Below are 16,753 nucleotides of genomic sequence, written 5' to 3' on the forward strand. Positions count from 1 at the left end.
TCCTGATGAATCAGCCCTGCTCGTCGTGAAAGATCGGCAGCACGTGCTCGGCGATTTCCTCGATGACCTCGCGCACGGGCCGGTCCGAGCCGGGATTCAGCGTGACGTGGTGCGTGCCGGCTGCGCGCATGTCCCGCAAGATGCCGACCAACGCATTCCGTCCGGTCGCGTAGCCGAGCGACAGCGCGCGGGCCGGCGCATCGCGATTCGCATCGAGATCGAGCCGCATCGATACGCCGAACGCGCGAAAGCCCGGTTGAGCCAGCCGGTCGACGGCCGCGCGCCACATCGAATAACGAGAACGCTGCGTGTCCGGATCGCGGTGGTACGTCATCCAGCCGATCGCGTTCCGAGCGATCCAGTCGACGCTCTGTCCGCCCGAACCGACCGCGAGCATCGGCACCGCGGCATCGCCGCGCGGCAGCAGCGTGAAGTCGGGCGCGTCCGGCGGTGTTTCGTCGGGCAGCACGCGGGACGGCACGCCGAGCGCGGCCGCAACGATGTCCCAATGCCGGCGATACCGGTCGCGCCGCGTTTGAGCATCGACGCCGAACGCCGCATATTCGGGCGGCCGGTCGCCGGAGCCGAGGCCGAGGACGAAGCGTCCGCCGGACAGCGTCGCGACCGACAGCGCGCCTTTCGCGATATGCAGCGGATGACGCAGCGGCAGCACGATCGCGCCGCTGGCGAGCACGATCCGGCGCGTGCGCGACGCGAGCGCGCCGAGCAGCACCCACGGATCGAGGTGCCCGACCGGGTCGGGATAGTCGGCGCTGTTCAGCGGTACGTCGCGAATCCACAGTGCGCGAAAGCCGAGCGAATCGGCCCGCGCCGCGAGTTCGAGCTGCTCGTTGAAATCGGCGACGGTCCGGCCGCTGCGCAGCAGCGGCAGCGTCAGGCCGATCGACAGCCGCTCGGCCGAGAAGATGCGCTGCGCGACGTCGGCGCGGCCGGAGGCGGGCAGGGGCATGTCCATTCCTTGAAGACGGAGCGAAGCAGGCGCGCTCCGTAGGGTGTTCGCATGCTAGCGTGTTTGCGCGACGCTTGCGACGCGCGGCGAGCGATACACGGCGGCATCGGCGGGTCCGGCATGATCGGCGCCTTCGGTTATCGGGCAATCAATCGGCATGAACTGACCTCGGCAAGTGGTGGTCGGTCTCGTGGCGGGCACGGTGCTGTTCGTGTTCGGCGGCGCTCGCACGGTTGAGGCGACGCACGCCGATCTATGCAGGACCGCCGAGGAGTCGGGCATCACGCGGGCCTCCGGGACGGGTTGCCTCGGATCACGTGCGCGCTCGACCACGCATGCGCGGCCAGGGGCGGGCGATTGTAAGCGGATCGTCGGGCGTCGTGCAGGTGCAGACGTCTCGCCGGCGCACACGTCACATTCCTGCAACACCGGCGCCGCGCCCGTCCGCCGATCGCGCGCGCCGTTTCCCGTCGTTTCACTTTCGAAACGTTCACGCATTTCTGTCGCCGCCCGATCTGCATCGGGGTCACTTCACCGGCCGCGCCGCCTTGCGCCGCGAAGCATGGTGCGCTCCTTGCATATCTGTGTGTGCCGTGAGCGCGATCGCCGGCGCGGTAGAGGGCCGGCCATCGCTTCAGTGGGTCGGACGCATCGAAGACGGGGACAAGAGAATGAGAACAGACCGAATCGCAACGTGTCGTGTTGCAAAAATGAATCGCCGACCTGCCCGAGAATTCGTTTCGCCGTTGATTGCGGTGACATGAGCGTGCGGCTTTTCGTTCCATCCGAACAATCCGGGTTCGTTCCGAACGACGACGTGCAGGCGTGACGCACCAGGCCGACCGGTGCCAGTCGGCCGTCGGGGATGAACCGCCGAGCACGTGGATGGGCAATCAATCATGAGATATGGATCGTCATGCCGACGCGCGAAACGCCTGCGTGCCGAGCGCGACGCATGCGTGTGCCTGCCGCACGCACCGCCGCGCGGCGATCCGCCCGACATCGGGAAATCGAAGGTGTAGTCCAGGGGAAAGGTCCGCCGGCGGCGCCGCGGTGGATCCGACGACATTGTGCTGTCAGTTGATCCACTACCCCGATGGATCAATTGTTGGAGCGCCCATCGCCATGTGGTCGATGGGCGTCTTTTTTTGCTGCGCCGGTGTCGCGCGCGCCGCCGGCCCGATCGCCCGGCGTTCTGTATCATGTGCTGGCGCGCTGGCCGCACGGCTTGCCACCGCGCCCGATCACGCGCCGCCAACATGAACGACATCGCCTTGCCCGACACCTCATCCGCCAGCCTCGATCCGGCCGCGCTCGATGCGCTGCACGCGTTCGTCGAGCGCCATCCGCGGCTGCTCGTGCTGACCGGTGCAGGCATCAGCACAGATTCCGGCATTCCCGGCTATCGCGACCGCAACGGTCAATGGATGCGCTCGCCGCCGATCCAGCTCCACGAATTCCTCGGGTCCGACACCGCGCGCCGCCGCTATTGGGCGCGCAGCATGATCGGCTGGCCCGTGGTGGGCCGCGCGCGGCCGAACCGCTCGCATGTCGCGCTCGCGCGGCTCGGCGGCACCGGCCGGATCGAGCGCCTCGTCACGCAGAACGTCGACGGGCTGCACCAGCGTGCAGGCAGCGGCGACGTGATCGAACTGCATGGCGGCATCAACGGCGTCACGTGCCTCGATTGCGGCGCGCATCACGCGCGCGCGACGATCCAGACCTTGCTCGAAACGGACAACCCCGAGCTGCTGGGCACGCAGGCGGAACCCGCCGCCGACGGTGACGCGCACCTCGAATGGGCCGCGCTCGACACGTTCCGCATCCCGGCCTGCCCGGCCTGCGGCGGGCTGCTGAAGCCGGCGGTGGTGTTCTTCGGCGAGAACGTGCCGCGCGAACGCGTCGCGCTGGCGTCGCAGGCGCTCGATGCGGCCGATGCGCTGCTCGTCGTCGGCTCGTCGCTGATGGTGTATTCCGGCTACCGGTTCTGCGTGTGGGCCCAGGCGCAGAACAAGCCCGTCGCCGCGTTGAACCTCGGCCATACGCGCGCCGATCCGATGCTGACGCTGAAGGTCGAGGCGCGTTGCGCGCCCGCGCTCGACGCGCTGAACGCGCGGCTGGGCGTCGCCGGCGGCGCGCCGGAGCACGCATCGTGACCGGGCCGACGTCCTCGCCCGATCCGTCCGCGCGGCTGTCGGCGCCGGCGGCCGAGCGCAATCGCGGGCCGATCCTCGACGTGCTGCGTCGCGTGCTGCCGGCCAGCGGCGACGTGCTCGAGATCGCGAGCGGCACCGGGCAGCATGCGGTCCATTTCGCGCAGGCGCTGCCGGCGCTGCGCTGGCAGCCGAGCGATCCTGACGCACACGCGCGCCGCTCGATCGCCGCGTGGGTCGCGCATGCCGGCCTCGCGAACCTGGCCGAGCCGCTGGCGTTCGACGTGCGGGATGCGTCGTGGCCGGCCGCGGCGTTCGACGCGATCGTCTGCATCAACATGGTCCACATCTCGCCGTGGGCCTGCACCGACGCACTGTTCGCCGGCGCGTCGCGCGTGCTGCGTCCGGGCGGCGTGCTGTTCCTGTACGGCCCGTATCGCCGCGAAGGCCGGCACACGGCGCCGTCCAACGAAGCGTTCGACCAGCAGTTGCGCAGCCGCGACCCGTCGTGGGGCGTTCGCGATCTCGAGGCGGTCGTCGCGCTCGGCCTCGACCGCGGGCTCGACTGCATCGAGGTCGTCGAGATGCCGGCGAACAACCTGAGCGTCGTGTTCAGGCGCCTGCCGCACGCGGAGCAGTGATACGCAAGCGCGCATCGCAGCCGGGTTTCCACTATCCTTTCGCCTGTGCGCGCGACCCGGTTCGGTCGCGCCCTGTTTTTTCCGGAGAATTGACTAATGGGCAAACAAGCAATCGGTGTGATCGGGCTCGCGGTGATGGGCCGCAATCTCGCACTCAATATCGAGAGCCGCGGTTACGCGGTGTCGGTGTATAACCGCAGCCGCGAGAAAACCGACGAACTGATCGCCGAATTCCCCGGCCGTAATCTGGTACCGACCTATACCCTCGAAGAGTTCGTCGCGTCGCTCGAGACGCCGCGCCGGATCCTGATGATGGTGAAGGCCGGCGAAGCGACCGATGCGACGATCGCATCGCTCAAGCCGCTGCTCGAGAAGGGCGACGTGCTGATCGACGGCGGGAATACGCACTTCACGGACACGATCCGCCGCAACCAGGAACTCGCGCAATCGGGCCTGCACTTCATTGGCACCGGCGTGTCCGGCGGCGAAGAGGGCGCGCTGCGCGGCCCGTCGATCATGCCGGGCGGCCAGCGCGACGCGTACGACCTGGTCGAGCCGATCCTCAAGCAGATCGCCGCGAAGGCCCCGTCGGACGGCGAGCCGTGCGTCGCGTACATGGGTCCGGACGGTGCGGGCCACTACGTGAAGATGGTCCACAACGGCATCGAATACGGCGACATGCAGCTGATCGCCGAAAGCTATGCCGTGCTGAAGGACGTCGCGGGCCTGACCAACGACGAACTCGGCGCGGTATACACCGAGTGGAATCAGGGCGAGCTCGACAGCTATCTGATCGAGATCACGTCGAAGATCTTCGGCAAGAAGGACGAAGAAACCGGCAAGCACCTCGTCGACGTGATCCTCGATCGCGCCGCGCAGAAGGGCACCGGCAAGTGGACGAGCCAGAACGCCCTGGATCTGGGCGTGCCGCTGCCGCTGATCACCGAGTCGGTGTTCGCGCGCGTGCTGTCGTCGTTGAAGACCGAGCGCGTCGCGGCCAGCAAGATCCTGTCGGGCCCGGCCGCCGCGTCGTTCGACGGCGATCGCGCCGCGTTCGTCGAAGCGGTGCGCCGCGCGCTGTACCTGAGCAAGGTGATCTCGTACGCGCAGGGCTTCGCGCAACTGCGCATGGCGTCCGAAGAGTATGGCTGGAACCTCGATCTCGGGACGATCGCGAAGATCTTCCGCGCGGGCTGCATCATCCGCGCGCGATTCCTGCAGAAGATCACCGACGCGTACGCGAAGGATCCGGCGCTCGCGAACCTGCTGCTCGACCCGTATTTCAAGGACATCGCCGCGAATTACCAGGCGTCGCTGCGCGACGTCGTGGTGGCTGCCGTAAAGGCAGGCGTGCCGGTGCCGGCGTTCGCGTCGGCGGTCGCGTACTTCGACAGCTACCGTTCGGAGCGGCTGCCGGCGAACCTTGTGCAGGCGCAGCGCGACTTCTTCGGCGCCCATACGTTCGAGCGTACCGACCGGCCGGGCAGCTTCCACGCGAACTGGTCGTGACCGGCTGGCGAGGACGGTATTGTTGCGAAATTCTATTCTTTGAGTAGGGTTTTTCGTTCCCGGATCCCGGAATTGTTGGCTCCGAGGAAACAGTGTTTTCGTTCTTTCATGGTTTTCCCTAGGTGATCTCGGGACTAAACTTTGTTCAATCGCTGCAGACATGGTGTGTGCGGCGGAGCAAAAAAATCCCGGAGGTAATCATGAAATCGCTGATCGCAACGTTCGCTGCTGCTGCTGTCCTCGCCGTTCCTGCCGTCTCGTTCGCCCAACAGAACGCCCCCGTCACCCGTGCGCAGGTGAAGGCCGAACTGGCCCAACTGCAACAGGCCGGCTACAAGCTGGGCAGCGACCGTACCGACTACCCGGCAAGCATCCAGGCAGCTGAAGCCCGTGTGAACCCGCAACAGAACGTGGCCGCTGCCGATACGAGCGGCTACGGTGCGCAACCGGCCGCTCAGCAGGAATCGGGCGCTCCGGCGGCCGCCAAGACCGGCTGGCAGGTCAAGCGCGTGTCGGATGGCGCACCGGTCTACAAGGGTCGTTAATCGTCATCGATCGCCGGCCGCATGTGCGGCCCGATGCGACCCCACGCAGTACCCGCAGCCCGTCGTTCCGCATCACGGAACGACGGGCTGTTTTCATTGGCGGCACCCGTCGTGTCAATGCAGCGGCCGTGGTCCGCGGCCGATGTCCCGGAACAGCGCGTCGGCCGGCTCCAGCGCCTGCAGCCAGGCCTCGTCGTAGCCGCTCAGCGTGTCGAGCGCGTCGCGCAGCCGCTCGATCGCGAGCACCGGCAGCTCGACGCTGTGCCGGGTGGCGCCGCTCAGGTGCGCGACGCTCGCCAGTTGGACGAGTGCGTCCGCTGCTTCGGCGACGTCCGTCGCGAACAACAGGTGCCGGTTGAGCAATTCGACGAGGCCGCTGGAACCGGCGAAATCCTCGGCGTTGAGCTGCACGGACAGAAACGTCGCATTGTTCATGGTTTTCTCCTCGTTATCGCTGGATCGTGCGGTGCACCTCCGAGTATAGGAGGCGGCCGGCGGCGGGGCGGCAGTCATCGGTGCGACACGGCTGGCGGCCGTGGAACCGTGGCCTGAAGCCTCCGGACGCCGCGCGCGATGGGGCTCGCGGCCCGCCGACACGCGTCGGCGATACCGCAAGATTGTTGCCGGATCGGGCGCCTGCCGCGGTCCTGTCCACGACAGATGGTATCTTTGACGGCCGGGGCGATACGAAAATGGCGCGAAAAAGGGGCCGATGAGCCCGTTCGCGCCGACGTCCCGCCGTGGAAACTGACGGCCGCGAGAGCGGTCGGATACTGGTTGGTCCGGCCGCCTGGCCGGACATCGTGCGTCGCACGCCGGAGGGCGGTGGGCGGCGCAACGACGCAAATCCGGGAGGACCCTTGAGAAAAACGATTCCGATCCACGATGCGCTGGCGCGCTGGTTGCCGCAGGCGGCGCTCGTCGCCGCGGCCGCCGTGCTGACGGGCTGTACGATGACGCCGTGGACCGACAGCTGGCAGCCGGTACGACCGTCGACGCCGGCGTCGGTCGCCACGCCGGGCGTGATTGCCGGCTATTACCGCGTGAATCCGGGCGACACGCTCGCCGGCGTCGCCGCCGCCTACGGGCAGCGCGTTCAGGACGTGGCCAGCTGGAACCACATGTCGCCGAATGATGCCCTGTCGCCCGGCCAGGTGCTGCGCGTCGCGCCGCCGCCTGCCTCGACCTCGCTCGGGCAGGCGCCCGCCGCGGCCGCGCAACCGGGCTCGCTGGCCTGGCCGGCCACGGGCATGGTCGCCGCGCCATTCCTGGCCGGCAAGACGCGCGGCATCGTGATCGCCGCGACCGGGCCCGACCGTTCGGTGCGGGCCGCGGCAAACGGGCGCGTGGTCTATGCCGGGTCTGGCGTCAAGGCATACGGCCCGCTCGTGATCCTGAAGCACGATAACGGGCTCATCACGGCCTACGGGCACAACGGCAAGCTGCTCGTCAACGAAGGCGATGCAGTGCGTACGGGCCAGCCGGTCGCCGAGATGGGCACCGACGCGAGCGGTCGCGCGACGTTCGACTTCGAAGTCCGGCAGAACGGCAAGGTCGTCGATCCGATGAACTTCCTGCCGCGCAACGGCGGCTGACGCGCCGCGTCACGACGTGTGCGCCGCGCGGCGCACACGTTCCCGTCTTCACCCTTCCTTGAGCTCCGCGGTGCCGGACTGCCGCGCACGATTGCCGAGCCAGCGAATGCCCAGCGCGAGTCCCGCCGCGCCGAGCGCGATCAGCGAACACTGGATCGCGACCGGCAGGTACCCGTGCGGCCGCGGATCGACGAACGGATAGGGATACCAGTTCTCCAGCGCGCCGCGCACGAGCGTATAGCCGAGATAGACGACCGGAAAACCGAGCCACGCGAACGCGCTGCGCCACGCGATCGGCGAGCGCGGTTCCACGTACAGCCAGTCGCACAGCACCACGAGCGGCACGATCCGGTGCAGGACCCAGTTGTTGAGGGCCGGCGTGACGTGGCGCAACGCATCGAGCCGGGCGAGCAGCAGCTCGTAGACGATCGCGGTGATCAGCATGTAGAGTACGGCGGCGCCGCGCATCGATTCGTAGCGCGCCGAGCCGGGACGCGTGACACGCGACAGCCCCACGACCAGCATGGCCGAGGCATAGAGGCTGCTCAGTTGCGTGAAGTAGCTGAGGTAGTTGCCGAGATGGACGGCAGGCATGCCCCAGTAGCCTGCGACGCTGTGCAGCGTGGTCGACACCGCGAGCAACGCGGCGATCAGCCGGTAGGCCGCAACGAAGAACGCTTTGCTCATGATGCCCGCGCAACGTCGCACCAAAGCTTCATCGTGCCACAGCCGCAGGCCCGCGCGATTCGGACTTTCCATATGCGGGCCAGTGGACGGGCCGCGCGGATTCCTCGGATATTTGATCCGGTCGCACAACGATGGTCGCGCGTGAGGCTACAATCGGGGCAACCGCCGGGGTGCCGTCAGCCGCGGCGTGTGTCTGCCCCGCATACCACACGAGAAATTTCGAGACACAGCATGAAAAACATCCTCGCGAAACAGACGCGCTACAGCTCACCCGCGATCTTCTTCCACTGGGCCATCTTCCTGCTGGTGGCGCTGGCCTATCTGGCCATCGAGATTCGCGGACCGAAAGGCAGTGACAGTCGCGTGTTCTGGATGAACGTGCACCTGCTGGCCGGTACCTTCGTGCTCGTGCTGTCGGTGCTGCGCGTGCTATGGCGGATGATCAGCCGCGTGCCGGAAGCCATTCCGCAGACGACGCTGCTCAAGTGGATGTCGAAGCTCGCGCATTTCGCGCTGTACGTATTCATCATCGCGCAGCCGCTGCTCGGCATCATGCTGGTCAACATGGGCGGCAAGCCCGTGTCGCTCGACTGGATCGGCGTGTCGTTCACGCTGTTCGGCCCGGACAAGGCGCTGCGGCCGACGATCAAGGAAGCGCACGAACTGATCGGTAACGCGTTCTACTTCGTGATCGGCCTGCATGCGCTGGCCGCGCTTTACCACCACTTCATCCGGCGCGACGACGTGCTGCGACGCATGGCACCGTGATTGCCGCGCGCTGAAGCCGCGCAGCAGCCGGGGGCGCATGGTTGTATCGGCAACCATACGCCCCCGGTCCGTTTACCGCAATGCGCGACTGGCCATCGCGGCGAACATTCTGTAACATCTCGGCTGCTTTTACATTCCGCTTACGCATCGCCGCGCATGCTGCACCGACATCGTCACCTGACCGCCTGGCTCGGCGTGTTCGCGATCTGGCTCGCGATCGCGGCACCGCTGGTGTCGCAGTGGCGCATCGCGCAGGCAGCCACCCCCGACGCAATCGTCTGCAGTGCAGAACATGGCGCACACCGCGCGCCCGATGCGGGCCGCGCGCAGGACCATGCACTGCATCTCGATGCGTGCGGCTATTGCGGTTTCTTCGCGCACAGTCCCGCGATCGGCGGCGCGGCCGCCGTATCGTTCGCCTTCGTCCCCCCTCATGCCGTTTCCGCCACCGCGCCGCATACGGTCGCGGCACGCGCCGACCGCTATCCGCGCGCGTATCCACGCGCACCGCCCGAGCGCGCCTGACGCGCTGTCTTCCGTTCCATTCATCGCCGATATCCGTGCGGTCTGTCGAGGTCGCGTGGAGGGCGTCACTCGGGCTTTCGATCATGACCATTCTTTCCTTGCGCGCGCCGAGGGCGGCGCGCCATTCCCGTGCGCGGCGCGTGCCGCGCATGCTGAAACTCACTGTTCCCGCGCTGGCCGCCGGCGCGATGACCGCGGCCGCGGCCGAATCCGCGCAGGCCGCCGGTGCGCCGACGGACGACGCGGCCGCGCTGCTGCCGCCCGTCGAGGTCGTTGCGTCGCCGCTGACGACACCGCTCGTCGTCGTCACGGATCCGAAGACGCCGCGCCAGCCGCTGCCGGCGAGCGACGGCGCGGACTACCTGAAGACGATTCCCGGCTTCACGTCGATCCGCAGCGGCGGGACGAACGGCGACCCCGTGCTGCGCGGGATGTTCGGGTCGCGGCTGAACATTCTCGCGAACGGGATGCCGACGCTCGGCGCGTGCCCGAACCGGATGGATGCGCCGACCTCGTATATCGCGCCGGAAAGCTATGACAAGGTCACCGTCGTGAAGGGCCCGCAAACCGTGCTGTACGGTCCCGGCGCATCGGCCGGCACCGTGCTGTTCGAACGCGTGACGCCGCGTTTCGACCGCCCCGGCATGCGCTTCGACGGCAGCCTGGTCGGCGGATCGTTCGGCCGCAACGACCAGAACGTCGACGTGACGGCCGGCACGCCGGATGTCTACGGCCGCGTGACCGCGAACCATGCACATGCGCAGGACTACGAGGATGGCAACGGCAACACCGTGCCGTCGCAATGGGACAAGTGGAACGCGGACGCGGCGCTGGGCTGGACACCCGACGATCACACGCGCGTCGAACTGACGGCGGGCACCGGTGACGGTTATGCGCGCTACGCGGGGCGCGGCATGGATGGCGCGCATTTTCGCCGCGAGACGTTCGGCCTCTCGTTCGACAAGCGGCATCTCGGCGACGTGCTCGACCGGATCGAAGCGCGCGTGTACTACAACGAAGCCGACCACGTGATGGACAACTACACGCTGCGGCAGCCCGACCCGACCAGCAGCATGCCGATGCGAATGGCATCCGAGGTGCGGCGCCGCACGCTCGGTGCGCGGGCGGCCGCGACGTTCCGTTTTGGCGACGACTTCAAGCTCGTGACCGGCGTCGATGCGCAGTCGAACCGGCTCGATGCCCGCTCGGCGATGGGGCGACAGAACTACGGCGACCAGCCGTGGGATGCGCAGGCGACGATGTGGAACGCGGGCGCGTTCGGCGAGCTGACGTGGTATGCGAGCGATGCATCGCGCGTGATCGGCGGCGCGCGGGTCGACTACGCGAGCGCGCGCGACAAGCGTACGACGACGAGCGGGATGATGGCGAGCAAGCCGAACCCGACCTTCGACGACGATCGCGCGCGCGTGCTGCCGAGCGGTTTCGTGCGGTACGAGCGCGATCTCGCGGCGCTGCCGGTCACGTGGTACGCGGGGATCGGTCACGCGGAACGCTATCCGGACTACTGGGAGCTGTTCTCCGCGAAACGCGGGCCGGCCGGTTCGATCAACGCGTTCTCGGCGGTGCAGCCGGAGAAGACCACGCAGCTCGACATCGGCGCACAGTACAAGAGCGACCGGTTCGATGCGTGGGTGTCGGCCTACGCGGGATATGTGCAGGACTACATCCTGTTCAATTACGCCGCAGGGATGATGGGGCCGACCACGCAGGCGACCAACGTCAACGCGCAGATCATGGGCGGCGAAGCCGGCGTGTCGTGGCGGCCGGTCGCACCGCTGCGCGTCGAGACGTCGCTCGCGTATGCGTGGGGGCGCAACACGACGAGCGGCGATCCGCTGCCGCAGATGCCGCCGCTCGAGGCGCGCTTCGGGCTCGAGTATACGCACGGCGCATGGTCGGCCGGCGGTCTGTGGCGGGTCGTTGCGCCGCAGCATCGCTATGCCCTGAACGAAGGCAATGTGGTGGGCAAGGACTTCGGTCCGAGCGCCGGCTTCGGCGTGCTGTCGCTGCATGCGCAGTACAACGTCAGCAAGAAGGTGCAGATCTCGGTCGGCATCGACAACGTGCTGGACAAGGCCTACACCGAGCACCTGAACCTTGCCGGCAACGCGGGCTTCGGCTATCCGGCGAACGCGCCGGTGATGGAGCCGGGGCGCACGGCATGGTTGCGTGTGAGCGCGAAGCTGTAACGCGCGGCGCGCGTGTGCGATGCAGCATGCGCATGCGTGAGCGCAGCCCCGCCCGAATGGGCGGGGCGCGTCAACCGATTAGAGAACCGTATCTAGTCAGGGCGCAAACGTTCGCGACTCGTGATTCACTCCCGCATTCGACGCACACGTTGCCCGCGACCGTTCGCGACCTGCCGTGCGCGTCGAACCGATCTCATTCGCACCGGCAACACAATAATCAGGAGAACAAGCATGGCCAGATCGATGCGTTCCAGGGTGGTGGCAGGGGCAGTGGCTTGCGCGATGAGCGTTGCGCCGCTCGCGGGGACGACCGCGCTGATGACGCTCGCGACGACGCACGCGGCGATGGCGGCAACCGCGCCGGCGGACGACTACGCGACGACGCGTTATCCGATCATCCTCGTGCACGGGCTCACCGGCACCGACAAGTACGCGGGCGTGCTCGAGTACTGGTACGGCATCCAGGAGGACCTGCAGCAGCATGGCGCGACCGTCTACGTCGCGAACCTGTCGGGATTCCAGAGCGACGACGGGCCGAACGGGCGCGGTGAACAACTGCTCGCTTACGTCAAGTCGGTGCTTGCCGCGACCGGTGCGACCAAGGTGAACCTGGTCGGTCACAGCCAGGGCGGCCTCACGTCGCGCTATGTCGCGGCCGTCGCACCCGATCTCGTCGCGTCGGTGACGACGATCGGCACGCCGCATCGCGGCTCGGAGTTCGCCGACTTCGTGCAGAGCGTACTCGCCTACGATCCGACCGGATTGTCGTCGTCGGTGATCGCAGCGTTCGTCAATGTGTTCGGGATCCTGACGAGCAGCAGCAACAACACCAACCAGGACGCGCTCGCCGCACTGAAGACGCTGACGACTTCCCAGGCCGCCACGTACAACCAGAATTACCCGAGCGCGGGCCTCGGCGCGCCGGGCAGCTGCCAGACGGGTGCGCCGACGGAAACCGTCGGAGGCAATACGCACCTGCTGTATTCGTGGGCAGGCACGGCGATCCAGCCGACCATCTCCGCGTTCGGCGTGACGGGCGCGACGGATACCAGCACGATTCCGCTGATCGACCCGGCGAACGCGCTGGACCTGTCGACGCTTGCGTTGTTCGGCACGGGCACGGTGATGATCAATCGCGCCTCGGGCCAGAACGACGGGCTCGTGTCGAAGTGCAGTGCGCTGTACGGGAAGGTGCTGAGCACGAGCTACAAGTGGAACCATCTCGATGAGATCAACCAGTTGCTCGGCGTGCGCGGCGCGAATGCGGAAGATCCGGTCGCGGTGATCCGCACGCATGCGAACCGGCTGAAGCTCGCGGGCGTGTGATCGATGACGGCACGTGAAGGACGCGCGCCGCTCGCGCGACGCGTTGCGGTCTACGGCGCGGTGGGGCTGGCGGCGATCGCCGGCGTCGCGATCTGGAGCGGCACGGCATCGCAGCGCGGCGCCGACGCGGCGCATGTACCGGCCGGCGCGGCAGTGCTCGGCGGCACGAGCGCCGCACCGCCGCAGGCCGCATTGCCCGCGAGCGCGGGACTGCCGCCGCCGCTTGACGGTTCCAGTGCGCCGAGGCTGCCGCTCGATGCCGGCGGCCGTCTCGCGAAGTCGCGCGCGGTGCGCGATTTCTTCGACTACTGCCTCACCGCGCGGAGCGACCTGAACGCGGCCGCGCTCGATGCACTCGTCGTGCGCGAGATTGCCGCACAGCTCGACGGCGCGGCCGCGCAACCCGAGGCGCTCGACGTCTGGCATCGATATCGTGCGTATCTCGACGCGCTGGCGAAGCTGCCGGAGGCGGGCGCGGTCGACAAGTCCGATCTCGGTGCGTTGCAGCTCGCGCTCGATCAGCGCGCGTCGATCGCGTCGCGCACGCTCGGCGATTGGAGCCAGCCGTTCTTCGGCGCGGAGCAGTGGCGGCAGCGCTACGATCTCGCGCGGCTGAAGATTGCGCAGGACCGCACGCTGACGGATGCGCAGAAGGCGGAGCGGCTCGCGGCGCTCGCGCAGCAGATGCCCGCCGACGAACGCGCGGCGCGGCAGAAGGCCGACCGGCAGCAGGCCGCGATCGACCAGATCGCGCAGTTGCAGAAGAGCGGGGCGACGCCCGATGCGATGCGCGCGCAACTGACGCAGACACTCGGCCCCGAAGCCGCCGCGCGCGTCGCGCAGATGCAGCAGGACGACGCATCGTGGCAGAGCCGCTACGCCGATTATGCGGCGCAGCGTGCGCAGATCGGCGCCGCCGGATTGTCGCCACAGGATCGCGACGCGCAGATCGCCGCACTGCGGCGGCGCATGTTCACGAAGCCCGGCGAAGCGATGCGCGCGGCGTCGCTCGACCGCGGCACGGCTGCCGCGCAGTGACGCACGCGGTCATGCCGCGCGCGTGAAGTGCCGCGGCAGATGCTGTTCGATGGCAGCCGCGAGCGTGTCGAACGCGGGGCCGATGCCTTCGTGCGCGACGCACGCATAGCCGAGCAGCAGCCCGCGCCGCGCGGTGTCCAGGCTGCTGTAGTAGCTGGTCAGCGGGCGCACGATCACACCCGCGTCGAATGCGCTTTGCGTGACCGCGCGATCGTCGCACGTGTCGGGCAGGCCGAGCACCAGATGCAGGCCGGCCTCGTCGCCCATCACGGGCAGCGCATCGCCGAAGCGCGCATGGATCGCATCGATCAGCAATTGCCGGCGCTCGCCGTACAGCGTGCGCATCCGCCTGACGTGTGAAGTCAGGTGCCCGTCCATGATGAATTCGGCGAGCACGGCCTGCTGCATCAGCTGGCCCTCGCGATACAGTTCCGACAACCCGGTGCGGAACGTGTCGACCAGATGCTCCGGCACGACCATGTAACCCATCCGCAGGCCCGGGAACAGCATCTTGCCCAGGCTGCCGACGTAGATCACGCGGCCGCCGTCGTCGAGCCCCTGCAGCGACGCGAGCGGGCGGCTGCCGTAGCGGAATTCGCTGTCGTAGTCGTCCTCGATGATCCAGCAGCGATGCTGGCGCGCGTACTCGAGCAGCATCCGGCGCCGTGCGAGGCTCATCACCATCCCGAGCGGATACTGGTGCGACGGCGTGACAAGCACGAGCCGCGGCGGATGCTGCATGTCGCTCGCGCTCGGATCGATGCCTTCCTGGTCGACCGGCACCGGCGTGAGCGCGAGGCCGGTCGCCTGCAGCACGCTGCGCACGCCCCAGTAGCACGGCTCCTCGACCCACGCACGATCGCCGATGTCGGATAGCAGCCGCACCGCGAGGTCGATCGACTGGTGGATGCCGGTCGTGATGATCACCTGGTCCGGCGAGCATTTGACCGAGCGCGCGACGCGCAGGTAGTCGGCGAGCGCACGGCGCAGCGGCCGGTAGCCGCCGCCCGGCGAATAGGTCAGCAATTCGGGATTCGCTTCTTTCCACAGGCGCGCCTGCAGGCGGCTCCATGTCCGGCTCGGGAATTCCGACACATCCGGCACGCCTGGCATGAACGCGCCCCACTGGCGCCGCGACACGCCCGCATGCTCGATCAACTGCCGGCCCCGCATCGACAGGCTGCCTTGCGCGTCCTGCTGCGCCGCCGCACCGGCGTCGGACGGCGGCGCGGCGCCCGGCACGCGGATCGCGGCCGCGTCCGGGCGCGTGTCGGCCACGTAGGTGCCGCTCCCGGTCGTCGTCAGCACATAGCCTTCGGCCGTCAGCTGGTCGTACACGTGCAGTACGGTATTGCGCGCGATCGACAGGTCTGCCGCAAGGGTGCGCGAACTGGGCAGCTTTGTCCCCGGCCCTAATTCTCCGGTAAGAATCGCTTGCTGCATCAGTTGCAGCAACTGCCGGTACATCGGCTCGGACGAGCTGCGGTCGAGACGGGCGGAGAGCCAGTCGGCCAGGATCACGGTATCCAAAGTGGTCCTACTAGGAATATTGAAATGGTTCCCTATTGTAGAACCGTACGCACCGTATAGTGGGTTCATCTCAAAAACGTTTGTCGCGCAGCAAGGGGACAGCCACGATGAAGTCCGATGATGTGATCGTCAGCTTTCGCGGCGTGCGGAAGACCTACGACGGGGAGACGCTGGTCGTCAAATCGCTCGACCTCGATATCCACCGAGGGGAATTCCTGACGCTGCTCGGGCCCTCCGGCTCGGGCAAGACCACCTGCCTCATGATGCTGGCGGGCTTCGAGTTTCCGACGGGCGGCGAGATCCGCCTCGACGGCGAACTGCTGAACACCGTGCCGCCGCACAAGCGCAACATCGGCATGGTGTTCCAGAACTACGCGCTGTTTCCGCACCTGACGGTCGAGCAGAACGTCGCGTATCCGCTCTCGGTGCGCAAGCTGCCGGCGGCCGAGCGCGCGGAGCGCGTCGCGCATGCGCTGAAGATGGTGCAGATGGAGCGTTTCGCGAAACGCTATCCGGCGCAGTTGTCGGGCGGCCAGCAGCAGCGCATCGCGCTCGCACGGGCGCTCGTGTTCGAGCCGAAGCTCGTGCTGATGGACGAGCCGCTCGGCGCGCTCGACAAGCAGTTGCGCGAACACATGCAGTACGAACTGAAGGCGCTGCACGAGAAGCTCGGCGTGACCTTCGTCTACGTGACGCACGACCAGGGCGAGGCGCTGACGATGTCCGATCGCGTCGCCGTGTTCGACAAGGGCATCGTGCAGCAGCTCGATACCGTCGATCGCCTGTACGAATCGCCGTGCAATGAATTCGTCGCGAACTTCATTGGTGACAGCAACCGGCTGCGCGGCACCATCGCGCGCGTCGACGGCGAATTCTGCGAATTCCGGCTCGACGACGGCACGCAGCTCGTCGGTCGCCGCATCGGCGACGCAGCTGAAGGCGCGCCGGCCGTCGCGTGCATCCGCCCCGAACGCATGAGCCTCGCGAACGGGCACGCGAACGGCACCGCCAACCGCGTGACCGGCGAAGCGCGCAGCCTCATCTATTTCGGCGATCACGTGCGCATGCGCTGCGCGCTGCCCGGCCAGGACGAATGCTTCGTGAAGGTGCCGCTCGGCACGGGCGCGCTCGATGCGTTCTCGCCCGGCGCGCCGGTATCGCTCGCATTCGCGCCCGAGCATCTGCGCATATTCGCCTGACGCAAGGTTTTCCCGCTTTATCGCAGCACGTCGTCAACAACAACTGCCCACTTCCAC

General features: G+C 67.7%; 15 protein-coding genes and 1 pseudogene. 11 read left to right on the forward strand and 5 right to left on the reverse strand.

What is annotated here, in order from left to right:
* Nucleotides 1–10: 10 nt before the first annotated feature.
* A complete protein-coding gene (locus tag BTE28158_RS07325; protein WP_151048548.1) occupies nt 11–970 on the reverse strand; it encodes an LLM class oxidoreductase in 960 nt (319 codons plus the stop codon).
* Nucleotides 971–2,229: 1,259 nt separating this feature from the next.
* Between BTE28158_RS07325 and BTE28158_RS07330 the strand changes: the two genes are divergently transcribed.
* The gene (locus tag BTE28158_RS07330) at nt 2,230–3,126 is read left to right on the forward strand and encodes an NAD-dependent protein deacetylase (protein WP_151048547.1); all 897 of its coding nucleotides are present in this window, start codon (nt 2,230–2,232) and stop codon (nt 3,124–3,126) included.
* The gene (locus BTE28158_RS07335) at nt 3,123–3,764 is read left to right on the forward strand and encodes a DUF938 domain-containing protein (protein WP_151052497.1); all 642 of its coding nucleotides are present in this window, start codon (nt 3,123–3,125) and stop codon (nt 3,762–3,764) included. Before BTE28158_RS07330 ends, BTE28158_RS07335 begins: the two co-directional genes overlap by 4 nt.
* 15 nt (nt 3,765–3,779) lie before the next feature.
* Here the strand turns inward: BTE28158_RS07335 and BTE28158_RS32405 are convergent.
* Nucleotides 3,780–3,854, reverse strand: a pseudogene (locus BTE28158_RS32405) (6-phosphogluconate dehydrogenase); the annotation flags it as partial.
* A gap of 6 nt (nt 3,855–3,860) precedes the next feature.
* Here BTE28158_RS32405 and gnd point away from each other — a divergent pair.
* Nucleotides 3,861–5,273, forward strand: a complete 1,413-nt coding sequence (gene gnd, locus BTE28158_RS07340; protein ID WP_059601753.1) for an NADP-dependent phosphogluconate dehydrogenase — start codon at nt 3,861–3,863, stop codon at nt 5,271–5,273.
* Nucleotides 5,274–5,473: 200 nt separating this feature from the next.
* Nucleotides 5,474–5,818: a DUF4148 domain-containing protein gene (locus BTE28158_RS07345; RefSeq protein ID WP_044845294.1), complete on the forward strand. Its 345-nt coding sequence runs from the start codon at nt 5,474–5,476 to the stop codon at nt 5,816–5,818.
* A 114-nt stretch (nt 5,819–5,932) separates the two neighbouring features.
* On the opposite strand, the gene BTE28158_RS07350 is transcribed toward BTE28158_RS07345, so the two are convergent.
* A complete protein-coding gene (locus tag BTE28158_RS07350; protein WP_006760526.1) occupies nt 5,933–6,253 on the reverse strand; it encodes a hypothetical protein in 321 nt (106 codons plus the stop codon).
* A 425-nt stretch (nt 6,254–6,678) separates the two neighbouring features.
* Here BTE28158_RS07350 and BTE28158_RS07355 point away from each other — a divergent pair, with 425 nt between their 5' ends.
* Nucleotides 6,679–7,413, forward strand: a complete 735-nt coding sequence (locus BTE28158_RS07355; RefSeq protein ID WP_174919761.1) for a peptidoglycan DD-metalloendopeptidase family protein — start codon at nt 6,679–6,681, stop codon at nt 7,411–7,413.
* 48 nt (nt 7,414–7,461) lie between these two features.
* Here BTE28158_RS07355 and BTE28158_RS07360 read toward each other — a convergent pair whose 3' ends face one another.
* Nucleotides 7,462–8,100: a Pr6Pr family membrane protein gene (locus BTE28158_RS07360; RefSeq protein WP_124621186.1), complete on the reverse strand. Its 639-nt coding sequence runs from the start codon at nt 8,098–8,100 to the stop codon at nt 7,462–7,464.
* 231 nt (nt 8,101–8,331) lie between these two features.
* Here BTE28158_RS07360 and BTE28158_RS07365 point away from each other — a divergent pair, with 231 nt between their 5' ends.
* From BTE28158_RS07365 to BTE28158_RS07385, 5 genes are all read left to right on the forward strand, one after another.
* On the forward strand, nt 8,332–8,868 hold the full coding sequence (locus tag BTE28158_RS07365; RefSeq protein WP_151052602.1) for a cytochrome b: 537 nt from the start codon (nt 8,332–8,334) through the stop codon (nt 8,866–8,868).
* Nucleotides 8,869–9,024: 156 nt separating this feature from the next.
* A complete protein-coding gene (locus tag BTE28158_RS07370) occupies nt 9,025–9,393 on the forward strand; it encodes a DUF2946 domain-containing protein (RefSeq protein WP_151052600.1) in 369 nt (122 codons plus the stop codon).
* Between the two features lie 83 nt (nt 9,394–9,476).
* The gene (locus BTE28158_RS07375; protein WP_174919764.1) at nt 9,477–11,603 is read left to right on the forward strand and encodes a TonB-dependent copper receptor; all 2,127 of its coding nucleotides are present in this window, start codon (nt 9,477–9,479) and stop codon (nt 11,601–11,603) included.
* 231 nt (nt 11,604–11,834) lie between these two features.
* Nucleotides 11,835–12,929: a triacylglycerol lipase gene (locus BTE28158_RS07380; RefSeq protein WP_059601765.1), complete on the forward strand. Its 1,095-nt coding sequence runs from the start codon at nt 11,835–11,837 to the stop codon at nt 12,927–12,929.
* Nucleotides 12,930–12,932: 3 nt separating this feature from the next.
* On the forward strand, nt 12,933–13,967 hold the full coding sequence (locus tag BTE28158_RS07385) for a lipase secretion chaperone (protein WP_174919766.1): 1,035 nt from the start codon (nt 12,933–12,935) through the stop codon (nt 13,965–13,967).
* A gap of 9 nt (nt 13,968–13,976) precedes the next feature.
* On the opposite strand, the gene pdxR is transcribed toward BTE28158_RS07385, so the two are convergent.
* Nucleotides 13,977–15,497, reverse strand: a complete 1,521-nt coding sequence (pdxR, locus tag BTE28158_RS07390; protein WP_059601769.1) for a MocR-like pyridoxine biosynthesis transcription factor PdxR — start codon at nt 15,495–15,497, stop codon at nt 13,977–13,979.
* Between the two features lie 107 nt (nt 15,498–15,604).
* On the opposite strand from pdxR, the gene BTE28158_RS07395 reads away from it, so the two are divergent.
* Nucleotides 15,605–16,696 carry an ABC transporter ATP-binding protein gene (locus BTE28158_RS07395; RefSeq protein WP_059601771.1) on the forward strand — a complete coding sequence of 364 codons (1,092 nt, stop codon included), beginning with the start codon at nt 15,605–15,607 and terminating at the stop codon, nt 16,694–16,696.
* Nucleotides 16,697–16,753: the final 57 nt, after the last annotated feature.

This window comes from Burkholderia diffusa, assembly GCF_902499115.1.
Taxonomy (GTDB): Bacteria; Pseudomonadota; Gammaproteobacteria; order Burkholderiales; family Burkholderiaceae; genus Burkholderia; species Burkholderia diffusa.

Coding starts and splice junctions, on each gene's coding strand:
- BTE28158_RS07325 (WP_151048548.1), bottom strand. CDS start 970: ATGCCCCTGCCCGCCTCCGGCCGCGCCGACGTCGCGCAGCGCATCTTC.
- BTE28158_RS07330 (WP_151048547.1), top strand. CDS start 2,230: ATGAACGACATCGCCTTGCCCGACACCTCATCCGCCAGCCTCGATCCG.
- gnd (WP_059601753.1), top strand. CDS start 3,861: ATGGGCAAACAAGCAATCGGTGTGATCGGGCTCGCGGTGATGGGCCGC.
- BTE28158_RS07345 (WP_044845294.1), top strand. CDS start 5,474: ATGAAATCGCTGATCGCAACGTTCGCTGCTGCTGCTGTCCTCGCCGTT.
- BTE28158_RS07350 (WP_006760526.1), bottom strand. CDS start 6,253: ATGAACAATGCGACGTTTCTGTCCGTGCAGCTCAACGCCGAGGATTTC.
- BTE28158_RS07360 (WP_124621186.1), bottom strand. CDS start 8,100: ATGAGCAAAGCGTTCTTCGTTGCGGCCTACCGGCTGATCGCCGCGTTG.
- BTE28158_RS07365 (WP_151052602.1), top strand. CDS start 8,332: ATGAAAAACATCCTCGCGAAACAGACGCGCTACAGCTCACCCGCGATC.
- BTE28158_RS07370 (WP_151052600.1), top strand. CDS start 9,025: ATGCTGCACCGACATCGTCACCTGACCGCCTGGCTCGGCGTGTTCGCG.
- BTE28158_RS07375 (WP_174919764.1), top strand. CDS start 9,477: ATGACCATTCTTTCCTTGCGCGCGCCGAGGGCGGCGCGCCATTCCCGT.
- BTE28158_RS07380 (WP_059601765.1), top strand. CDS start 11,835: ATGGCCAGATCGATGCGTTCCAGGGTGGTGGCAGGGGCAGTGGCTTGC.
- BTE28158_RS07385 (WP_174919766.1), top strand. CDS start 12,933: ATGACGGCACGTGAAGGACGCGCGCCGCTCGCGCGACGCGTTGCGGTC.
- BTE28158_RS07395 (WP_059601771.1), top strand. CDS start 15,605: ATGAAGTCCGATGATGTGATCGTCAGCTTTCGCGGCGTGCGGAAGACC.